The organism is Cyanobium gracile UHCC 0139 (assembly GCF_034931325.1).
GTDB lineage: Bacteria > Cyanobacteriota > Cyanobacteriia > PCC-6307 > Cyanobiaceae > Cyanobium > Cyanobium gracile_B.
The window spans coordinates 42,056-57,836 of record NZ_JAYGHX010000005.1 but is presented as its reverse complement, the minus strand read 5'-3'; the positions used below and the strand labels follow the sequence as shown (position 1 = coordinate 57,836).

General features: G+C 63.1%; 16 protein-coding genes. 9 read left to right on the top strand and 7 right to left on the bottom strand.

All coding sequences use genetic code 11. The features are described from left to right. Window positions 1–4: 4 nt before the first annotated feature. The gene (locus VB738_RS09400) at window positions 5–346 is read right to left on the bottom strand and encodes a hypothetical protein (RefSeq protein ID WP_323305506.1); all 342 of its coding nucleotides are present in this window, start codon (window positions 344–346) and stop codon (window positions 5–7) included. Between the two features lie 62 nt (window positions 347–408). Next, the gene (gene hisF / locus VB738_RS09395; RefSeq protein WP_323305505.1) at window positions 409–1,206 is read right to left on the bottom strand and encodes an imidazole glycerol phosphate synthase subunit HisF; all 798 of its coding nucleotides are present in this window, start codon (window positions 1,204–1,206) and stop codon (window positions 409–411) included. A gap of 43 nt (window positions 1,207–1,249) precedes the next feature. Between hisF and VB738_RS09390 the strand changes: the two genes are divergently transcribed. The 3 genes from VB738_RS09390 to VB738_RS09380 are packed head-to-tail and all read left to right on the top strand — an operon-like array spanning window position 1,250 to window position 4,689. Further along, on the top strand, window positions 1,250–1,462 hold the full coding sequence (locus VB738_RS09390; RefSeq protein WP_094586115.1) for a DUF2862 domain-containing protein: 213 nt from the start codon (window positions 1,250–1,252) through the stop codon (window positions 1,460–1,462). 12 nt (window positions 1,463–1,474) lie between these two features. Beyond that, window positions 1,475–2,491, top strand: coding sequence for a chlorophyll synthase ChlG (gene chlG / locus VB738_RS09385; RefSeq protein WP_323305504.1), 1,017 nt, complete (start codon window positions 1,475–1,477; stop codon window positions 2,489–2,491). Beyond that, a complete protein-coding gene (locus tag VB738_RS09380; protein ID WP_323305503.1) occupies window positions 2,488–4,689 on the top strand; it encodes a PBP1A family penicillin-binding protein in 2,202 nt (733 codons plus the stop codon). The genes chlG and VB738_RS09380 overlap by 4 nt, the downstream gene beginning before the upstream one ends. A 5-nt stretch (window positions 4,690–4,694) precedes the next feature. Here the strand turns inward: VB738_RS09380 and VB738_RS09375 are convergent, their stop codons facing one another. Next, complete coding sequence (locus VB738_RS09375) at window positions 4,695–6,122, bottom strand: 16S rRNA (cytosine(967)-C(5))-methyltransferase (protein WP_323305677.1); 1,428 nt, start codon at window positions 6,120–6,122, stop codon at window positions 4,695–4,697. Then, on the bottom strand, window positions 6,119–6,502 hold the full coding sequence (locus VB738_RS09370; protein WP_323305502.1) for an MGMT family protein: 384 nt from the start codon (window positions 6,500–6,502) through the stop codon (window positions 6,119–6,121). Before VB738_RS09370 ends, VB738_RS09375 begins: the two co-directional genes overlap by 4 nt. A gap of 59 nt (window positions 6,503–6,561) precedes the next feature. Between VB738_RS09370 and trmH the strand changes: the two genes are divergently transcribed. Next, window positions 6,562–7,251, top strand: coding sequence for a tRNA (guanosine(18)-2'-O)-methyltransferase TrmH (gene trmH / locus VB738_RS09365; RefSeq protein ID WP_323305501.1), 690 nt, complete (start codon window positions 6,562–6,564; stop codon window positions 7,249–7,251). On the opposite strand, the gene VB738_RS09360 is transcribed toward trmH, so the two are convergent. Together VB738_RS09360 and VB738_RS09355 are read right to left on the bottom strand one after the other, a co-directional pair. Continuing rightward, entirely contained in the window at window positions 7,193–7,471 is a 279-nt protein-coding gene (locus VB738_RS09360) for a hypothetical protein (RefSeq protein ID WP_323305500.1), read from the bottom strand. The genes trmH and VB738_RS09360 overlap by 59 nt on opposite strands. Before the next feature lie 89 nt (window positions 7,472–7,560). Next, window positions 7,561–8,370 (bottom strand): ABC transporter permease, encoded by an 810-nt coding sequence (locus tag VB738_RS09355; protein WP_323305499.1) that lies wholly within the window; start codon window positions 8,368–8,370, stop codon window positions 7,561–7,563. Window positions 8,371–8,842: 472 nt separating this feature from the next. Between VB738_RS09355 and VB738_RS09350 the strand changes: the two genes are divergently transcribed. Next, entirely contained in the window at window positions 8,843–9,538 is a 696-nt protein-coding gene (locus VB738_RS09350; protein WP_323305498.1) for a response regulator transcription factor, read from the top strand. A gap of 2 nt (window positions 9,539–9,540) precedes the next feature. After that, window positions 9,541–10,257, top strand: a complete 717-nt coding sequence (locus VB738_RS09345; protein WP_323305497.1) for a response regulator transcription factor — start codon at window positions 9,541–9,543, stop codon at window positions 10,255–10,257. Here the strand turns inward: VB738_RS09345 and VB738_RS09340 are convergent. Beyond that, window positions 10,226–11,617, bottom strand: coding sequence for a HAMP domain-containing sensor histidine kinase (locus tag VB738_RS09340; RefSeq protein ID WP_323305496.1), 1,392 nt, complete (start codon window positions 11,615–11,617; stop codon window positions 10,226–10,228). The two genes, VB738_RS09345 and VB738_RS09340, sit on opposite strands and share 32 nt — an antisense overlap. A gap of 302 nt (window positions 11,618–11,919) precedes the next feature. Here VB738_RS09340 and VB738_RS09335 point away from each other — a divergent pair, with 302 nt between their 5' ends. The 3 genes from VB738_RS09335 (at window position 11,920) to VB738_RS09325 (ending at window position 15,550) form a co-directional block, all read left to right on the top strand. Continuing rightward, window positions 11,920–12,357 carry a prepilin-type N-terminal cleavage/methylation domain-containing protein gene (locus tag VB738_RS09335; RefSeq protein WP_323305495.1) on the top strand — a complete coding sequence of 146 codons (438 nt, stop codon included), beginning with the start codon at window positions 11,920–11,922 and terminating at the stop codon, window positions 12,355–12,357. A gap of 199 nt (window positions 12,358–12,556) precedes the next feature. Beyond that, window positions 12,557–14,689: a tetratricopeptide repeat protein gene (locus tag VB738_RS09330; protein ID WP_323305494.1), complete on the top strand. Its 2,133-nt coding sequence runs from the start codon at window positions 12,557–12,559 to the stop codon at window positions 14,687–14,689. A 153-nt stretch (window positions 14,690–14,842) separates the two neighbouring features. Continuing rightward, window positions 14,843–15,550: a class I SAM-dependent methyltransferase gene (locus tag VB738_RS09325; RefSeq protein ID WP_323305493.1), complete on the top strand. Its 708-nt coding sequence runs from the start codon at window positions 14,843–14,845 to the stop codon at window positions 15,548–15,550. Window positions 15,551–15,781: the final 231 nt, after the last annotated feature.

The window sequence follows — 15,781 nt, the reverse complement described above, 5'->3', positions numbered from 1 at the left end:
GATGTCAGCCCTCGCCCTGCAGCGTCAGGGAGTCGTCCCAGGGCAGCACGATCGCATCCAGGCTGACGCCGGACGGTCCAGTCTCGGGGGCCACCAGACCGCGGGCCTCGAGCCGCACCGGGCTGGTGAAGGTGAGCACCATCACCGTGGCCAGGCCCACCGCAGCGGAACAGACCATGCAGCCGGCGAGCATCAGGGAGAACTCACGCCGGTCGTTGGCGGCCTGCATCAGCTGGAGCGCCCAGGCCACCAGCGCGATCACCACAAGCACCACCACCAGCGCGATCACGGTCACCAGGGGCGTCGGCAGCAGCAGGAAGGCGTTCACCGATGCACCAGAAGCCACGGACGTTTCTCAATGTTACGGGGAGTGAAGGAGGCGGTGCGATCGCCGCGGCCCCGGGAGGTTCAGCCCGTCGCCAGGGCCGTCAGCAGGGGCCGCACCGGAAGGCCCCGCTGCAGCAGGTCGGTCTTGATCTCCTCGACGGTGAGCACCCCGTCATGGAGCAGGGAGGCCAGCAGGGCAGCCGAGGCCCCGGCGACCTCGAGGGCGTCGGCGATGTGGTCGATGCAGCCGGCGCCTCCGGAGGCGATCACCGGCACCTCCACCGCCTCGACCACCGCCCGGGTCAGGGCGAGATCGTATCCCGCCTGGGTGCCGTCACCGTCCATGGAGGTGAGCAGGATCTCCCCGGCCCCGAGCGCCACCACCCGACGGGCCCAGGCCACCGCGTCGAGGCCGGTGTTCTCCCGCCCCCCCTTGACGAACACATCCCAGCCGGGGGATTCCTCGCCGCCGGAGGGGCGACGGCGGGCGTCGATGGCCACCACGATGCACTGACAGCCGAAGCGATCGGCGCCGGCCGTCACCAGCTCGGGGCTGCGGACCGCCGAGGAATTGAGGCTCACCTTGTCGGCGCCGGCCCGCAGCAGCTCGGTGATGCCCTCGACGCTGACGATGCCGCCGCCCACCGTGAAGGGGATCGTCACCGCCTCGGCGGTGCGGCGCACCATGTCGACGAGGGTGGCGCGGCCCTGGTGGCTGGCGGCGATGTCGAGGAAGACCAATTCGTCGGCCCCGGAGGCGCTGTAGCGACAGGCCAGTTCCACCGGGTCGCCGGCGTCCCGCAGCCCGACGAAATTCACCCCCTTCACCACCCTGCCGTCGGCCACGTCGAGACAGGGGATGATCCGCTTGGCTACCACGGGTTCGCTGTTAGGGTTGCGCGACTTTCTAATCGCGCCGGACATGGCCCAGGCTGGCATCACCATCGGTTCGAAGGTGCGGGTCACCCGCGTGCGCGATCGGATCCCGGCCGGTCTGGTGGCTGCCCTCAAGGCGGATGCCACCGGTACGGTGAAGGATTTCCGTGTCACCGACGGCACCGGCATCGGAGTGGTGGTGGAGCTGAGCGGCGGCACCACCACCTGGTTCTTTGACGACGAGATCACCCCTGCCTGAGACGGCCCACCCATGAGCCAGAGCCCCGAAACCAGCGCCGGCTCCCCAGGCGTCTCCGGAGGCGCCCGACAGCTGCTCGGGATGAAGGGCGCCGCCGGCACCTCCAACATCTGGAAGATCCGGCTGCAGCTGATGAAGCCCGTCACCTGGATCCCCCTGATCTGGGGGGTGATCTGTGGGGCGGCGGCCTCAGGCCATTTTCACTGGACCCTGCCGGAGGTGGGGGCGTCCGTGGCCTGCATGCTGATGAGCGGGCCGCTGCTGGCCGGCTACACCCAGACGATCAACGACTACTACGACCGCGAGATCGACGCGATCAACGAGCCCTACCGGCCGATCCCGTCCGGGGCCATCCCTCTGGGCCAGGTGCGCCTCCAGATCGTGGTGCTGCTGCTGGCCGGGCTGGCGGTGGCCTGGGGCCTCGATGTCTGGGCCGGCCACAGCACCCCGGTGCTGCTGCTGCTGGCCCTGGGCGGCTCCTTCGTGAGCTACATCTATTCGGCGCCACCGCTGAAGCTGAAGCAGAACGGCTGGCTCGGCAACTACGCCCTCGGCGCCAGCTACATCGCCCTGCCCTGGTGGGCCGGCCAGGCCCTGTTCGGCCAGCTCACCTGGGCCACGGCCCTGCTCACCCTGGCCTACAGCCTGGCGGGGCTCGGCATCGCCGTCGTCAACGACTTCAAGAGCGTCGAAGGGGACCGGGCCCTGGGGCTGCAATCCCTGCCGGTGGTGTTCGGCGTCCAAAGGGCCAGCTGGATCAGCGCCGGAATGATCGACCTCTTCCAGCTGGCGATGGTGGCGGTGCTGATCGCCATCGGCCAGCACTTCGCCGCCGTTCTGCTCGTGCTGCTGATCATTCCCCAGATCACCTTCCAGGACATCTGGCTGCTGCGTGATCCCGTCGCTTTCGATGTGAAGTATCAGGCCAGCGCCCAGCCCTTCCTCGTGCTGGGGATGCTTGTCACCGCCCTGGCGATCGGCCACAGTGACCTGACCCCTATCGCTGCGCTGACGGCACCGCTGCCATGACCAGGGTGGGCCTGTCCACGGCCACCACCGGGCCGCGGCAACCCGGTGAGCCTCCGCCCAGCCGACCGTCGCGTCCGTCGCGCTCCTCCGGGTGGCGCCTGCTCGTGCCGGCCCTGGCGGCCGCCGCCGCCGGCGGACTGGTGGCCCTGGGACAGACGACCCTGGTGCGCAGCCTCGACGGCATGCTGCCCGATGCGGGCCGCATCACCAGTTTCAACCGCCCGGGGACGATCACGATCCTCTCCTCCGATGGCCAGGTGGTGCTCAAGAAGGGCCCGGCCACCCGTGAGAAACTGCCCGCCGGCAAGATGCCGCTGCTGATCCAGCGGGCCTTCGTGGCCGCCGAGGACCGGCGCTTCTACCAGCACGACGGCATCGATCTGTTCGGCATCAGCCGCGCCCTGCTGCGCAACCTCCAGCAGGGGGCCGTGGAGGAGGGCGCCAGCACGATCACCCAGCAGCTGGCCCGCACGGTGTTCCTGAGCCAGGACCGCACCATCATGCGGAAGCTCAAGGAAGCCGCCCTGGCCGGAAAGATCGAGCGTCAGCTGAGCAAGGCGCAGATCCTTGAGCAGTACCTCAACTACGTGTACCTCGGCTCCAGCGCCTACGGCGTCTCCGATGCCGCCTGGATCTACTTCTCCAAGCGTCCCGACCAGCTCACCCTGCCGGAGGCCGCCCTGATCGCCGGCCTGCCGCCGGCCCCTTCGGTGTATTCGCCCCTGGTGAATCCGGAGGTGGCGCTGCGACGGCGATCGATCGTCCTGCAGCGCATGCGGGAGGCGGGCTTCATCGACGATGGGCAGCTGCAGCGGGCCGAGGCCGCCCCCCTGGCGCTGAAGCCGGCGGAGCCGAAGTTCTTCTACAACCCGGCGCCCTGGTACACCAGCTGGCTGGAGCAGGAACTGCCCAAGGTGCTCAGCAAGGAGCAGCTGGAAGTGGGCGGACTCACGATCCGCAGCGGTCTGAACGCGGCCTGGCAGGCGCAGGCCCAGAAGACGATCGACTCCTACGCCACCGGCAGCATGGAGGGGGCCCTGGTGGCCATGGAGCCCGGCACGGGCCTGGTGCGGGCGATGGTGGGGGGCAAGGACTGGGAGAAGACCCAGTTCAACCGGGCCTCCCAGGCGCTGCGCTCCCCGGGCTCCACCTTCAAGCTGATCGTGTATCTCACGGCCCTGAAGCAGGGCATGAAGCCGGAGGACACGGTGGTGGACTCCGCCCGCTGCTTCGGCAAGTACTGCCCGAGGAATTTCGGCAACCGCTACATGGGCCGGGTGAGTCTGGCCACGGCGCTGCAGAACTCCCTCAACATCGTGGCGGTGGCGCTCCTGCAGAAGCTCGGCTACGACCCGGTGATCGCCACCGCCAAGAGCCTCGGCCTGCATCGAGAGCTGGGGCGCTACCTGTCGATGGCGATCGGCTCCAACGACCAGACGGTGCTGGACATGACGGCGGCCTATGCGGCGCTGGTGAACCGCGGTGTGTACATCCAGCCGCTGCCCTTTGAGGAGATCTACGGGCCGGAGGGGGAACTGCTCTGGTCGCGTCGGGCCAACGGCCCCCGCGGCACCCGGGCCGTCAGCAGCGACATCGCCGACGCGATGGTCTGGATGCTGCAGCAGGTGGTGCGAGGCGGCACCGGCGGCGGCGCCGCCCTGGCCGACCGGCCGGTGGCGGGCAAGACCGGCACCTCCGAAGGGGGGCGGGATCTCTGGTTCATCGGCTCCATCCCCCAGCTCACCACCGGCGTCTGGCTGGGGTACGACAACAACCGGGAGACGGGCACCACAAGCGTGCTGGCCACTTACGCCTGGCGGAGCTTCATGGAACCGGTCACCAAGGGGGTGCCGGTGAAGGCATTTCCGCCCAAGCCAACGCTCACCGGCAGCTTCAAGCCGGGGCCGGCCAGGAAGAACGCCGAGCGCGATGCCCGGCCCCAGGACAGCGGCGGCGGCGAGACCCCGCGCTGGCAGCCGCCGGTTCAGGAGCCCAGCCGCACCTCCCCCCCCGACCGGGAACCTTCCACCGAGCAGCCGCCGTCCCCGAACGAGCCGACCCAGACCGCACCCCCCAACAATCCCGTCGCCGCACCCCGCTCCCGCGACGCGGCCATACCCCCGCCGCCGCCGCCGGAACCCGCCGCCCCCCTGCCTCCGCCACCCCCCGTCGCCGCCCCGCCGCCACCGGCGCCGTGAGCGGCTCAGTCGTCCGGTGACACCCCGGGCCCCCGCAGCAGGGCGGCGTAGAAGCCGTCGCCGCCGCCGCTTTCCGCCGTGGCGGGGGTGGGCCACCACTGACGCTCCTCCAGCAGGGTCCAGTCCGGACGGGCGGCGAGCAGTGAGGCGATCAGATCGCCGTTCTCGCGTGGCTCCACCGTGCAGGTGGCGTACAGGAGCCGGCCGCCGGGGGCCAGCAGCGGCAGCATCGCCTCCAGCAGCTGGCGCTGCAGGGTCACCAGGCCGTCGATGGCATCGGGGCTGATCCGCCAGCGGGCGTCGGGGTGGCGGGCCAGGGTACCGAGTCCCGAGCAGGGGGCATCCAGCAGGATCCGCTCGAAATGGCCTTGCCAGTGGGGTTTCAGCTCCGCGAGGCCGGTGGCGTCGGCGGCCAGGGAGCGGATCGTGGTGAGGCCCAGCCGTTCGGCGTTGCGATCCAGCCGCCGCAGCCGGGCTTCGGAGCGATCCAGCGCCCACACCTCGCCCCGGTCGCCGATCAGCTCGGCCAGGTGGGTGCTCTTGCCCCCCGGGGCGGCGCAGGCATCGAGGATCCGCTGGCCGGGCCGGGGGTCGAGCAGGGGGGCGATGGCCTGGGCACTGCGGTCCTGCACGCACCAGAGCCCCTCGCTGTAGCCGGGCAGCTCACGGGGATCGCCCACCCGCTCCAGCAGGGTGAGGCCGTGGGGGGCCCCGGGCAGGGCGCGGGCGGCCACGCCGGCGGCCGCGAAGCGCTCCAGAAGCGCCTGCCGGCTGGTGCGCAGGCCATTGACCCGAAGGTCGAGGGGGGGCACCGCGTTGCAGGCCAGGGCGAAGGCCTCGGCCCGCTCCGGCGGCAGCCAGTCGAGCAGCCCGGTGGCTAGCCAGGGGGGCAGGGAGCGGCGCAGGGCAAGGGCGGCGGCGGGGTCGGCCGGCAGCGCCAACCCGGCCCAAGGCTCCAGGCAGGGTTCGCCGCCGGCCGGCCGCTCGCGGCGCCGCAGCAGGGAGCGCAGCAGGCCGTTCACCACCGGCGCCAGTTTGGCCAGCCCGGCGCGCTTGGCCAGGGCCACCGTGGTGCTCACCGCCGCCGCCGCCGGCACCCGGTCGCTGAACAGAAGCTGGTAGAGCCCCACGTGCAGCAGCCAGCGCAGGGCCGGGGGCTGGCGCTGGGCGCTCACCTTGCCGAGGGCGTCGATCCAGGCATCGAGCAGCAGCCGCTGGCGGATGGCGCCGTAGGCGATCTCGGTGGCCAGGCCGCGGTCGGCGGGCGAAAGGCCACCGCCGGCGCGGGCCAGGGAGGCCAGCTCCCGCTCCAGGGCGGCGTCGGCATAGGCGCCGGCTGCGACCGCCTGCAGCACCTGCCAGGCCAGCTGCCGGGAGGCCAGGCCGGGGACGACGTCGCTGGCGTGAATCGGCGGACTCCCGGGACGGATCAGTCCTTTGTACAGGAGGACGCTGCCAGCGGCAGGAGCGCGGCGGGCGGGTGCCAGCGGTGCCGGGCCAGGGGCAGGCTCCCATCGGGGGCCACGGCGATCCCCTCGGCCAGCAGCAGCTCCCGCTGCATCCAGTCGCTGCCCTCACGGCCGGGGCTCATGGCGATGCGCCCCTGGGCGTTCACCACCCGGTGCCAGGGCACCGCGGAAGGCAGGGGCAGGCGCCGCAGGGCCCAGCCCACCTGGCGGGCGCAGCCCCAGGCCCCGATCATCTCGGCGACCTGGCCGTAGGTGGCCAGCTGGCCGGGGGGGATGTGGGCCACCATCGCGTAGACGCGACGGTCGAAGGGACGTCCGGAGTCGGCGGCAACCGGGCTGGCCATGGCGGACGCGGCGCGGGGGACAGGGAGGGCAACGCCGATGATGGCGTTTTGCCAGGCCGATGCCGCTGCTGCCCCGCCGCTTCGAGCGCCTGCGCGCGGTGCTCGATCGCCGCATGGGTGATCTGACGCTGCTGCTGGAGCATGTGGACAAGCCCCACAACCTCTCGGCGATCCTGCGCAGCTGCGATGCGGTGGGAGTGCTCGAAGCCCATTCCGTCAGCCTCCCGGGGCGCACGCCCACCTTCAACAGCACGGCTCTGGGCAGCCAGAAGTGGGTGGCGCTGCACCGGCACGGGAGCAGCAGCGACGCCATCGCCCAGCTCAGGGCCGGTGGCTTCCGGCTCTATGGCACCCACCTGGGGGCCCGGGCGGTGGACTACCGCGACTGTGACTTCACCGGGCCCACGGCCTTCGTGCTGGGGGCGGAGAAGTGGGGGCTGAGCGAGGCGACGGCCGCAGCGATCGACCAGGCGATCGTGATTCCGATGCTGGGCATGGTGCAATCGCTCAACGTGTCGGTGGCGACGGCGATTCTGTTGTTCGAGGCGCTGCGGCAGCGGCAGGGGAAGGGCTGCCTGCCGAGCCAGGGCGAAGGGCTGCCGGCGGAGCAGTACACCCGCCTGCTGTTCGAGTGGGCCTACCCGGAGGTGGCCGCCTGGTGCCGCCGGGAAGGCCGTCCCTATCCGGCCCTCAGCCCGGAAGGCGCCATCCTCGAGGAGCTGCCCCGGACCGTGCGGCTTCGCTGTTGAGGGGGCCGCCATCGAAGCGGGAGGCGCTCGGCAGCCAGAAGGTGAGCGCCAGGGCCAGGATCTCGAGCAGCAGCTGGCGGCCGCCGAGCAGCACCACCACCACCGCCACGAAGGCCAGGAATTTCTGGAAGATGCACCAGACGTCGTCGGGGGTGTTCCCCGCCTTCACCCAGAGGGCGGCAGCCAGGGCCAGCAGGGCCAGATCCAACCACCAGGGCATCGACTGAACCTCCGTTCATCGAAACGCTACCCCAGCCGTTCGGTTCCAGCCCAGGGGCGTTCAGCCGCGCTCACCGGCCGGAACGCCACTCAGCCAGTTCTCCAGCCACTCAGCCAGTTCTCCAGCCCCTCGCCCAGGAACGACAGGCCGAGCACCAGGACAAACATGGCCAGCCCGGGGAACAGGGCGGTCCACCAGACGCCGGTGGGCAGGGCGGTCAGGGCCTGCTGCAGGTCGCTGCCCCACTCCGGGATCGTCTCCGGCAAGCCGAGACCGAGGAACCCCAGACCCCCCAGCACCAGCACCGCATCGGCGGCATTGAGGGTGAGCAGGACGGGCACGGAGGTGATCACGTTGCGGAACAGGTAGCGGCGCAGGATCCAGGCGGGGCCGGCCCCCAGGGAGCGGGCCGCTTCGATGAACAGCTCCGCCTTCACCTGGGCCGACTGGTTGCGCACGACCCGGAAGTACTGCGGGACGTACACCACGCAGAGGGCGGCGGCGGCGTTGGGCAGGCCCCGGCCCAGCAGGAAGGCGAGCACAACGGAGAGCAGCAGCACCGGCAGGGTGTAAAGGGTGTCCATCACCAGCACCAGCAGGCGGTCGACCCCGCCGCCCAGATAGCCGCTCACCATCCCGAGGGGAACACCGATGGCGAGGGCCAGCACCAGGGCGCTCAGCACCACCTGCAGGGCGACGCTGCTGCCGGAGAGCGTGCGCACACAGACGTCGCGGCCGAGGCGATCGGTGCCGCACCAGTGGGTCAAGGAGGGAGGTGCGTAGATGGGGTTCTCAAGGCCGGCGTTGGGGTCGGGCAGAAGGCCCCCATCCACCAGCAGCGGGGTGGCCAAGGCGATCAGCCCGTAGACGAGGACGATCGCCAGGCCCCAGCGCGCCATGCGTTCCGCAAGGGTGGGACGTCCGACCCGGGGTGCCTCCCCGATCCGATGGACATCCATGTCGGCATCACCAGTGGGCTTGGGTATCACAATGGAAGCGGTTGGGCCCGTTTCGTGCGTATCTGCGCTCTAACCGGCGCAGATGAGGATCGCCTGAAGAGTAACGTTATGGGTTGCCGATGTGGCGGCCAGCCGATCAGCATGGCAACCGAATAACTGTGATCGCCATTAAATCCGGCGGAATTTATGCCTTCGGTGGCTCGGACGTCAAGGCTGACCCGAAGACAGCGGGACTCGGGCTGTTTTCACCTCTTCGAAGGCAAGCTGGCAGCGATGCAGTGGGATTCCTACCAAGTTGCTGGTGAGCTTGCAGGTGAATTCTCACGCTGGTATAATGTGAACCATATGCGCCACTCAACTCCAGAGTGCTGACCTCCATCGTGGCCGAGCGTCGTTCAGCCTTCCCGATCAGATGACCAGCGCCCGCCTCCTGATCGTCGACGACGACCCTGAAATGCGCGGTTTCCTCACCTCCGAGCTGGCGGTCGAGGGCTACGAGTGTGAAGAAGCCTCCTGTGGCCAGCAGGCTCTGGGCCGGATCCGCAGCCAGACCTGGGATCTGGTGCTCCTCGACTGGAACCTTCCCGATTTCAGCGGCGTCGAGGTGTGCCGGCGCATGCGCAAAGGGGGCATCTCCACCCCCGTGCTGATGCTCACCGCCCGCGATGAAGTGCAGCAGCGGGTGGAGGCGCTCGATTCCGGCGCCGACGACTACCTGGTCAAACCGTTCTCGATCGAGGAACTGCTGGCCCGGGTGCGAGCCCGCCTGCGGCGCAGCGGCATCGATGAGCAGGAAGGCGGCCTGCTGCGAATGGCTGATCTGGAGGTGAACCCCGCCAGCCGGGAAGTGGCCCGGGGCGGTGAGTCGATTCACCTCACGGCCAAGGAGTTCGATCTGCTGATGCATCTCCTGCGCCACCCCAATCAGGTGCAGGAGCGGCGCGCCATCCTGGATGCCCTCTGGGGTGAGAACTGGCTGGGCGACGATAACCTACTTGATGTCTACGTCCGCTATCTGCGCCGCAAGCTCGAGCCGGCCGGCCAGCCCACCCTGATCCAGACGGTGCGCGGCGTCGGCTTCATGCTGAAGGAAGGGCCGCCCCGCTGAGGATGGCGGAGGCCACCTCCCAGTCGCGGCTGCTGATCGTCGAGGACGACCAGCGCATGCGCACGTTCTTGGCCGGAGAACTCAACTGCGAGGGCTACGACGTCACCGAAGCCGAAGACGGTCAGGGCGCCCTGATGCACCTGCGGGACGCCTGCACCGATCTGGTGCTGCTCGACTGGACGCTGCCCGATTTCAGCGGCGTGGAGATCTGCCGGCGACTGCGTTCCAGCGGTGACATCACCCCGGTGCTGATGCTCACCTGCCACGACGACATCCGCGACCGTGTCGAAGCCCTTGATTCGGGCGCCGACGACTACATCCTCAAACCCTTTTCCATCGAGGAGCTGCTGGCCCGCATTCGTGCCCAGCTGCGGCGCACCGCCTACTGGCGAGGCGTGGCCGATTCCGATCTGCTGCGTTGCGCCGACCTCACCGTGAACACGGCCACCCGGGAGGTGGTCCGGGCGGGCCAGGCGATTTCCCTTTCCGTCCGCGAATATGACCTGCTCCTGTGCCTGCTGCGCGGCACCGGACGGGTGGTGGAGCGGGAGGCGATCCTGCGCGAGGTGTGGGGCGAAAACCACTTCGGCGATGAAAATCTGCTGGGCGTCTACATCCGTTACCTGCGCCGCAAGCTTGAACCGGAGGGTCTTCCCACCCTGATCCAGACAGTGCGAGGTGTGGGTTTCATGCTCCGAGAAGGGGAGCCGCGCCCTTGAGGCGCAGCTGGAAATCGGCTCCGCCCTCTGGCCCATCCGTCACCGACACGCTCCCCCCCATCGCCTCCATCAGTGCCCTGACCACCGCCAGGCCCACACCGCTGCCGGGGATGGCGCCGACGTGGCGGCCTCGGCCGAAACGCTCGAAGATCCGTGTCTTCTCGTTGTCGGGAACGCCGGGGCCGGCATCGATCACGTGCACCACCACCCGATCGAGGCTGGCATCGAGCCGCAGCTGAATCGGGCCACCGCCAAGATCGTATTTCTGGGCATTTTCGATCAGGTTCCCCAGGCACTGCTCAAAGCGGTCGGCATCCCCGAGCGCGAAGGTGCGAGCGCCCTGGGTGGCACCAGGGCAGATCCGCAGCCTGCCATGGCAGCGCGAGCGCAGCCGCTCCGCCACCCGCTCGATCGCCTGGGCCACATCGAACGGCTCGAAGGGCATCAGGGTGCGGTTGGCATCGATGCGGGTGAGGGCGAGCAGATCGCTCACCAGCTTCCCCATCCGGTTCGCCTCCTCCTCGATCAGCACCAGCTGGGCGGCCTCCTCCTCCGAGAGCCCGTGGGAGCGGCGCCGCAGGCGGCCGGCGTAGTTGCGGATCAGGCTGATGGGGGTGCGCAGCTCATGGCTGACGCCATTGGCGAAACCCCGCTGGCGCTCCCAGGAGGCCGAGAGCCGGTCAAGCAGATCGTTGAAGGCCAACGCGATCGGCGCCAGCTCCCGGGGCTGGGCGGCCACCAGAACTCGCTGGCTGTCGAGGGTGTCGGAACTGATCGCCTGCATGCGCAGGCCGAGGTCGTGGAGGGGGGCCAGGCCCCGCACCAGCACCGGCCGCAGCAGCAGGCCCGTGAACAGGGTGGCCAGACCGGCAGCCACCATCAGCACGGTGAGCAGCAGCCGCTGCTGGGCCAGCTTGTGGGTGATGTCCTCCAGGAAGCGAAGGCGCACAGTGCCCGACCCGAGATGGATCTGCTCGGAGCTGGTGAGATAGGTGAGCTGTCCGAAGCGCAGCACCGACACCTGGCCGAGTCCGCTGCGATGGGCCGGCAGCCGCGTCAGCGGCACGCCGGTGGGAATGGTGAACAGGCGGATCTGGTCGGCCGCCCCATAGGGAATGCCCTGGTCGGTTTCCACCCAACCAAGGAAGTTGGGGCTGATCAGCCGGGCCAGGGCGTCACTGATCTCATCCAATGTGCGTGGCACCGGCCGGCGCGACAGGAGCACCTGCCGCACGCTGGCGGCGGTGGCGCGGTGCTGGTCGCGCCGCTCCTGGCTGGCCAGCAGGGCGGTGGCACCGATCAGGAGGGCGTAGCCCCCGAGCACGGCCAGCAGGCTGAGCCCCAGCAGGCGGCGGCGCATCGAAAAAGCCTCGGACGGCCGGCGAAACGGGCCCGGCAACCGAGAAAAGCCCATCAGTTTCATTAGAGATTCATTAGGCCTTGAGAAGATCCTGCGACAATTCGATCGTAACGGAGAATGAAAGCCTCTCCACTCCGCCATGGCGGCACCGAGCGGGCAACCAGCAGAACCCAGTCCCGTCAAGGCTTGCGAAGCTTAGGAGTTACAACAACCCTCCTCCGCCCTCCGCAACGACGTCCGCATGGACGGGACCCCTTTCGGTGCATAAACTGGCCTAAGTCAAGCGCTCTCCAGCTTTTCCAATGAACATCTCCCCCAAGACCAAACTGGCGCTGATGCGCAGCCTGCGCGAGAAGAAGTCGAAGGTGGCGCAGGGCTTCACCCTGATTGAGCTCATGATCGTGGTGGCGATCGTTGGCATTCTCTCCGCCGTGGCTCTCCCCAACTTCTTGGGTGCTCGGGCTGCAGCCTCTGCTGGTGCTGCAGTTGGTGAAGCGATCGGCCTCGCCAAAGAGTGTGCAACCTACCTGGCATCAGGTGGTGTCGGGGCAGTGCCCTCAGCCACTGGTGTCACTTGTTCCGCTACTGGTAGCAACGGCACCATCACTAAAACCTTTACTAGCGGGGCATCAGGAGTTCGCTGCCTCGCAGCTGTCTCGGCAACTGGCAACTCTTCGGCAACCGTAACTGTCACTGGAAGTGGCACGAACATTGGAGCTATGAGTTGTGCCTTTGGCTAATCTTTTACTCTCTTTACTGAAGCAAGCCCTTTACTCATAAGGCTTTCATTTGTTTTCATGCGGAGGATTTCCTCCGCTTTTTTATTGTTTGACAATTTTGGACGACAATCGAATCCATTTCACAATACTCCCACTTCATATAGTGATTTCCATTAATACACTCCATTGAATTCCCACCAACTCTGCGCTTAACAATTCAATGAGTACCCAAAGGCTTCCAGAAGACACTTACCTTGAAGCACACAGACTTATTGGCTCAAAGCACTACAAGGAAGCAGTGCCATATCTTGTCAAGCTTCTGCATGAAGATAAATATCACCTTAGGGCATTATCAAATATAGGCGGTTGCTTGCTTCAGATGGGTCATATTCGGTCGGGGCTGAAGTTCGTAGAGAGAGCACTAAATCGAGATCCTAGCTATATTCCAGCTGTCATCAATCAGGCAGAAGCACTCCGTGCCATGAACGATGTCGAGACTGCAGCCTCTATCTATGAAGATCTTTCCCTGAATTATCCTAGCGATGGATTGATCAACATCGGACTAGCCAAGGCTTACATGTTGATGAAGAAAGATCGGCAAGCTCTCGAAACCCTCGAGAAGCATCTTTCTCTCAATCCAACAAACGTGGAGGCCATTCTCTTAAAGGGAGAGATACAGTCAAATCTAGACGATCATCTCAGCGCAATTCGAACCTTTGGAGACGCTCTAGCCTGTGACCCTAAATGCTGCAAAGCATTGACAAATCTAGGCGTTGTTATGGTGCGAATAAATCAACTTGAGAATGCAATAACATACTTCACAAAAGCCTTAGAATTAGAACCAGACTCCCAAATCAACCTACACCGAAAGGCTCAGATTCTATTTAACTTATCAAGAGTTAGTGAAGCGCGATCATACTACGCTGAAGCTCATAAGTCAGACCAGAAGTCAGCTGCGCTCTTTCTTAACCGGTTTCTCTTAATACCCGGCATTCCTACTAGTACTGAAGAAATTGAAACTTGTAGAGAAACTTTTGTGAGAGGTCTTGAATTAGCAGAGAAAGAAGATGGATTAGTATTAGACCTAGATCAAGACTCCCTTCCTCACACTTTCTCACTTGCATACCACAATAAGAATGATCGATTCCTCCTTGAACGATATATTAATCTAATGCGGCGGCTGGCCGCACCCCTTCTCGAGAAACTTAGACAGGAAAGAGATCCCTATTCAACCAAAGGAAGGTTCGCTGAAAGCGATAAAGTCAAGATAGGATTTTTATCTCAGTACTTTAGCAAACACAGTAATACTCTAGCATTCGAAGGATTAATTCAGTATCTTGATCGAAGCCTCTTCGAAGTGTATTTAATTCATACTTATAATTCGAAAAGGGATGACTGGCGTGATCGCCTTGACCGCATAAGTGATCATTCAATTGTACTAACCAAAGACTTAGCAGGAATCAACAACACTCTTTGCTCATTGGAACTTGACATTCTATTCTTTACGGATATTGGAATGAACTCATATGACTTCCTCTTTCCACTATTGGCCGCCGCTCCAATACAACTGACTGGGTGGGGAATACCACATACATCAGGAATTTCTGAAATTGACTACTATATTTCATGTGATAAGCTTGAGCCCCCTGATGCAGATGATCTCTATACTGAAAAACTGGTCAAGCTGCCGGGTGGTATACCTTGCTGTTTTATTAGCGAAACACTTGACTATACTTATCTTCCAAGAGAGTATTTTATTTTACCACCATCCGTAACTTTGATTGGCTGCTTGCAAAGCTTCCACAAGCTTCACCCAGATTTTGACAATATACTTGAAGAAATTGCGATAAAGAACCCTGATGTTGGTTTTGTATTTGTTGAAGATGCCTCTGCTGCGAGAACTAAGATGTTCTTGGAGCGGCTGTCAAAAAATGCACCGACAGCCTATGAGAGATATATAACGTTAGCCTTGATGAATCGTGCAGAGTATCATGCGCTTTGTGCATGTATGGATATATTGCTTGATCCAATATACTATGGTAGCGGAATTACCTTTTTCGAGGCGTCATTTGTTGGCACTCCAATAGTAACCCTGGAGGGAGGCTATCTACGCTCAAGGGTTGTTGCTTGCGGTTATCGAGAAATGGAGATTGCTGACAAACCAATCGCATCAACCAAAGAAGAGTATGTACATATTGTGACATCTCTCGTGCAAGATAGAGATCGGCGCATGAATATTCGTGAGTCGATTCTGAAGAACAACTATCGAGTATTTAATCGTGTTGACTATGTTCGGAGTTTTGAAAAGTTTTGTCTCTCAGCTGTTGAAAGGAATCAGGCGATATCTCACTAGTGAAGAGGACTATGTGTTTCTTGACAACAAGAGTTTAATGTGATGGACAGACGATTATTTTTTCATTAGTTCACTTACTTGATTATCCAGTGAGTCTATATTTGCTATGATGTACACTATCAAGATCACCTCATCCAAACCATTCTGAAACTCATGGAGAACTATTCGGTCAGAAGAATCAATCGTCTTCTAGAGTCGTTCAAGGGATCTACTCGCTATCTAGAAGTTGGCGTGGAGAGCGGATCAACATTTTTTGATGTCTCAGCTACATTCAAAACTGCAGTAGACCCGTCCTTTCAATTTGATTCAGAATCTGCAAAGCGAGATCATCCTTCTTGCGAATTCATTGAAGTCACTAGCGACAATTTCTTTAGCACACGTGAGTTGAAACAGAAGTTTGATTTGGTCTTTCTTGATGGTCTTCATACGTGGGATCAAACATACCGTGATTTTTGCAATGCCCTTCTGTTTACCCATGAACGCTCAATCATCTTACTGGATGATATCTTTCCTAGTGATGTATATTCATGTAATCGCGATCAGGTTGAAGCGGTACTGATGAGGCAATTCATGTCTGGAGATGCTGGCAATGCCTGGCATGGCGATACATACAAGATTGTTCCGTTGATTGATACCTTCCATCCTTTGCTGGACTTTTGTACAATTATTTCAGATGGCAACCCGCAAACAATTGTGTGGAGATCTACTGAGTCAAGGTGCTCGCGATTTGATTTGCTTGAGCGAGAAGGCAATCTGAATATAGCAGCGCTTGATTATCTCTGGTTTCTAAGAAATCAGACAGGTTACGTTCCAATGGAAGAAGAAGCTGCTTTGGGACTTGTGATATCTAGCCTAGTTTAGCAGCACACCATTCCTCTCCCAGATTTATATTATATACGCGTCTACCTCTCATTGTATTCAAAAGATCTTGAATCTTTTCACCTTAAGTCAAGACTATCATTCATCGGGCGCCCATCCTGACTTGCATCTTAGATGCAACAACCTGGATCCCGCATAATGTCAGCTCGTTGGCATTGTTGGCCATTTTGCATATAGCTTGCTTCTCATCTGATTAGGCTTTAATAACTGTAT

Bases quoted from the DNA above. Each gene is read 5' to 3' on its own strand.
- VB738_RS09390 (WP_094586115.1), top strand. From the start codon at position 1,250: ATGGCCCAGGCTGGCATCACCATCGGTTCGAAGGTGCGGGTCACCCGC.
- chlG (WP_323305504.1), top strand. From the start codon at position 1,475: ATGAGCCAGAGCCCCGAAACCAGCGCCGGCTCCCCAGGCGTCTCCGGA.
- VB738_RS09380 (WP_323305503.1), top strand. From the start codon at position 2,488: ATGACCAGGGTGGGCCTGTCCACGGCCACCACCGGGCCGCGGCAACCC.
- VB738_RS09370 (WP_323305502.1), bottom strand. From the start codon at position 6,502: ATGGCCAGCCCGGTTGCCGCCGACTCCGGACGTCCCTTCGACCGTCGC.
- trmH (WP_323305501.1), top strand. From the start codon at position 6,562: ATGCCGCTGCTGCCCCGCCGCTTCGAGCGCCTGCGCGCGGTGCTCGAT.
- VB738_RS09360 (WP_323305500.1), bottom strand. From the start codon at position 7,471: ATGCCCTGGTGGTTGGATCTGGCCCTGCTGGCCCTGGCTGCCGCCCTC.
- VB738_RS09355 (WP_323305499.1), bottom strand. From the start codon at position 8,370: ATGGCGCGCTGGGGCCTGGCGATCGTCCTCGTCTACGGGCTGATCGCC.
- VB738_RS09350 (WP_323305498.1), top strand. From the start codon at position 8,843: ATGACCAGCGCCCGCCTCCTGATCGTCGACGACGACCCTGAAATGCGC.
- VB738_RS09345 (WP_323305497.1), top strand. From the start codon at position 9,541: ATGGCGGAGGCCACCTCCCAGTCGCGGCTGCTGATCGTCGAGGACGAC.
- VB738_RS09340 (WP_323305496.1), bottom strand. From the start codon at position 11,617: ATGCGCCGCCGCCTGCTGGGGCTCAGCCTGCTGGCCGTGCTCGGGGGC.
- VB738_RS09335 (WP_323305495.1), top strand. From the start codon at position 11,920: ATGAACATCTCCCCCAAGACCAAACTGGCGCTGATGCGCAGCCTGCGC.
- VB738_RS09330 (WP_323305494.1), top strand. From the start codon at position 12,557: ATGAGTACCCAAAGGCTTCCAGAAGACACTTACCTTGAAGCACACAGA.
- VB738_RS09325 (WP_323305493.1), top strand. From the start codon at position 14,843: ATGGAGAACTATTCGGTCAGAAGAATCAATCGTCTTCTAGAGTCGTTC.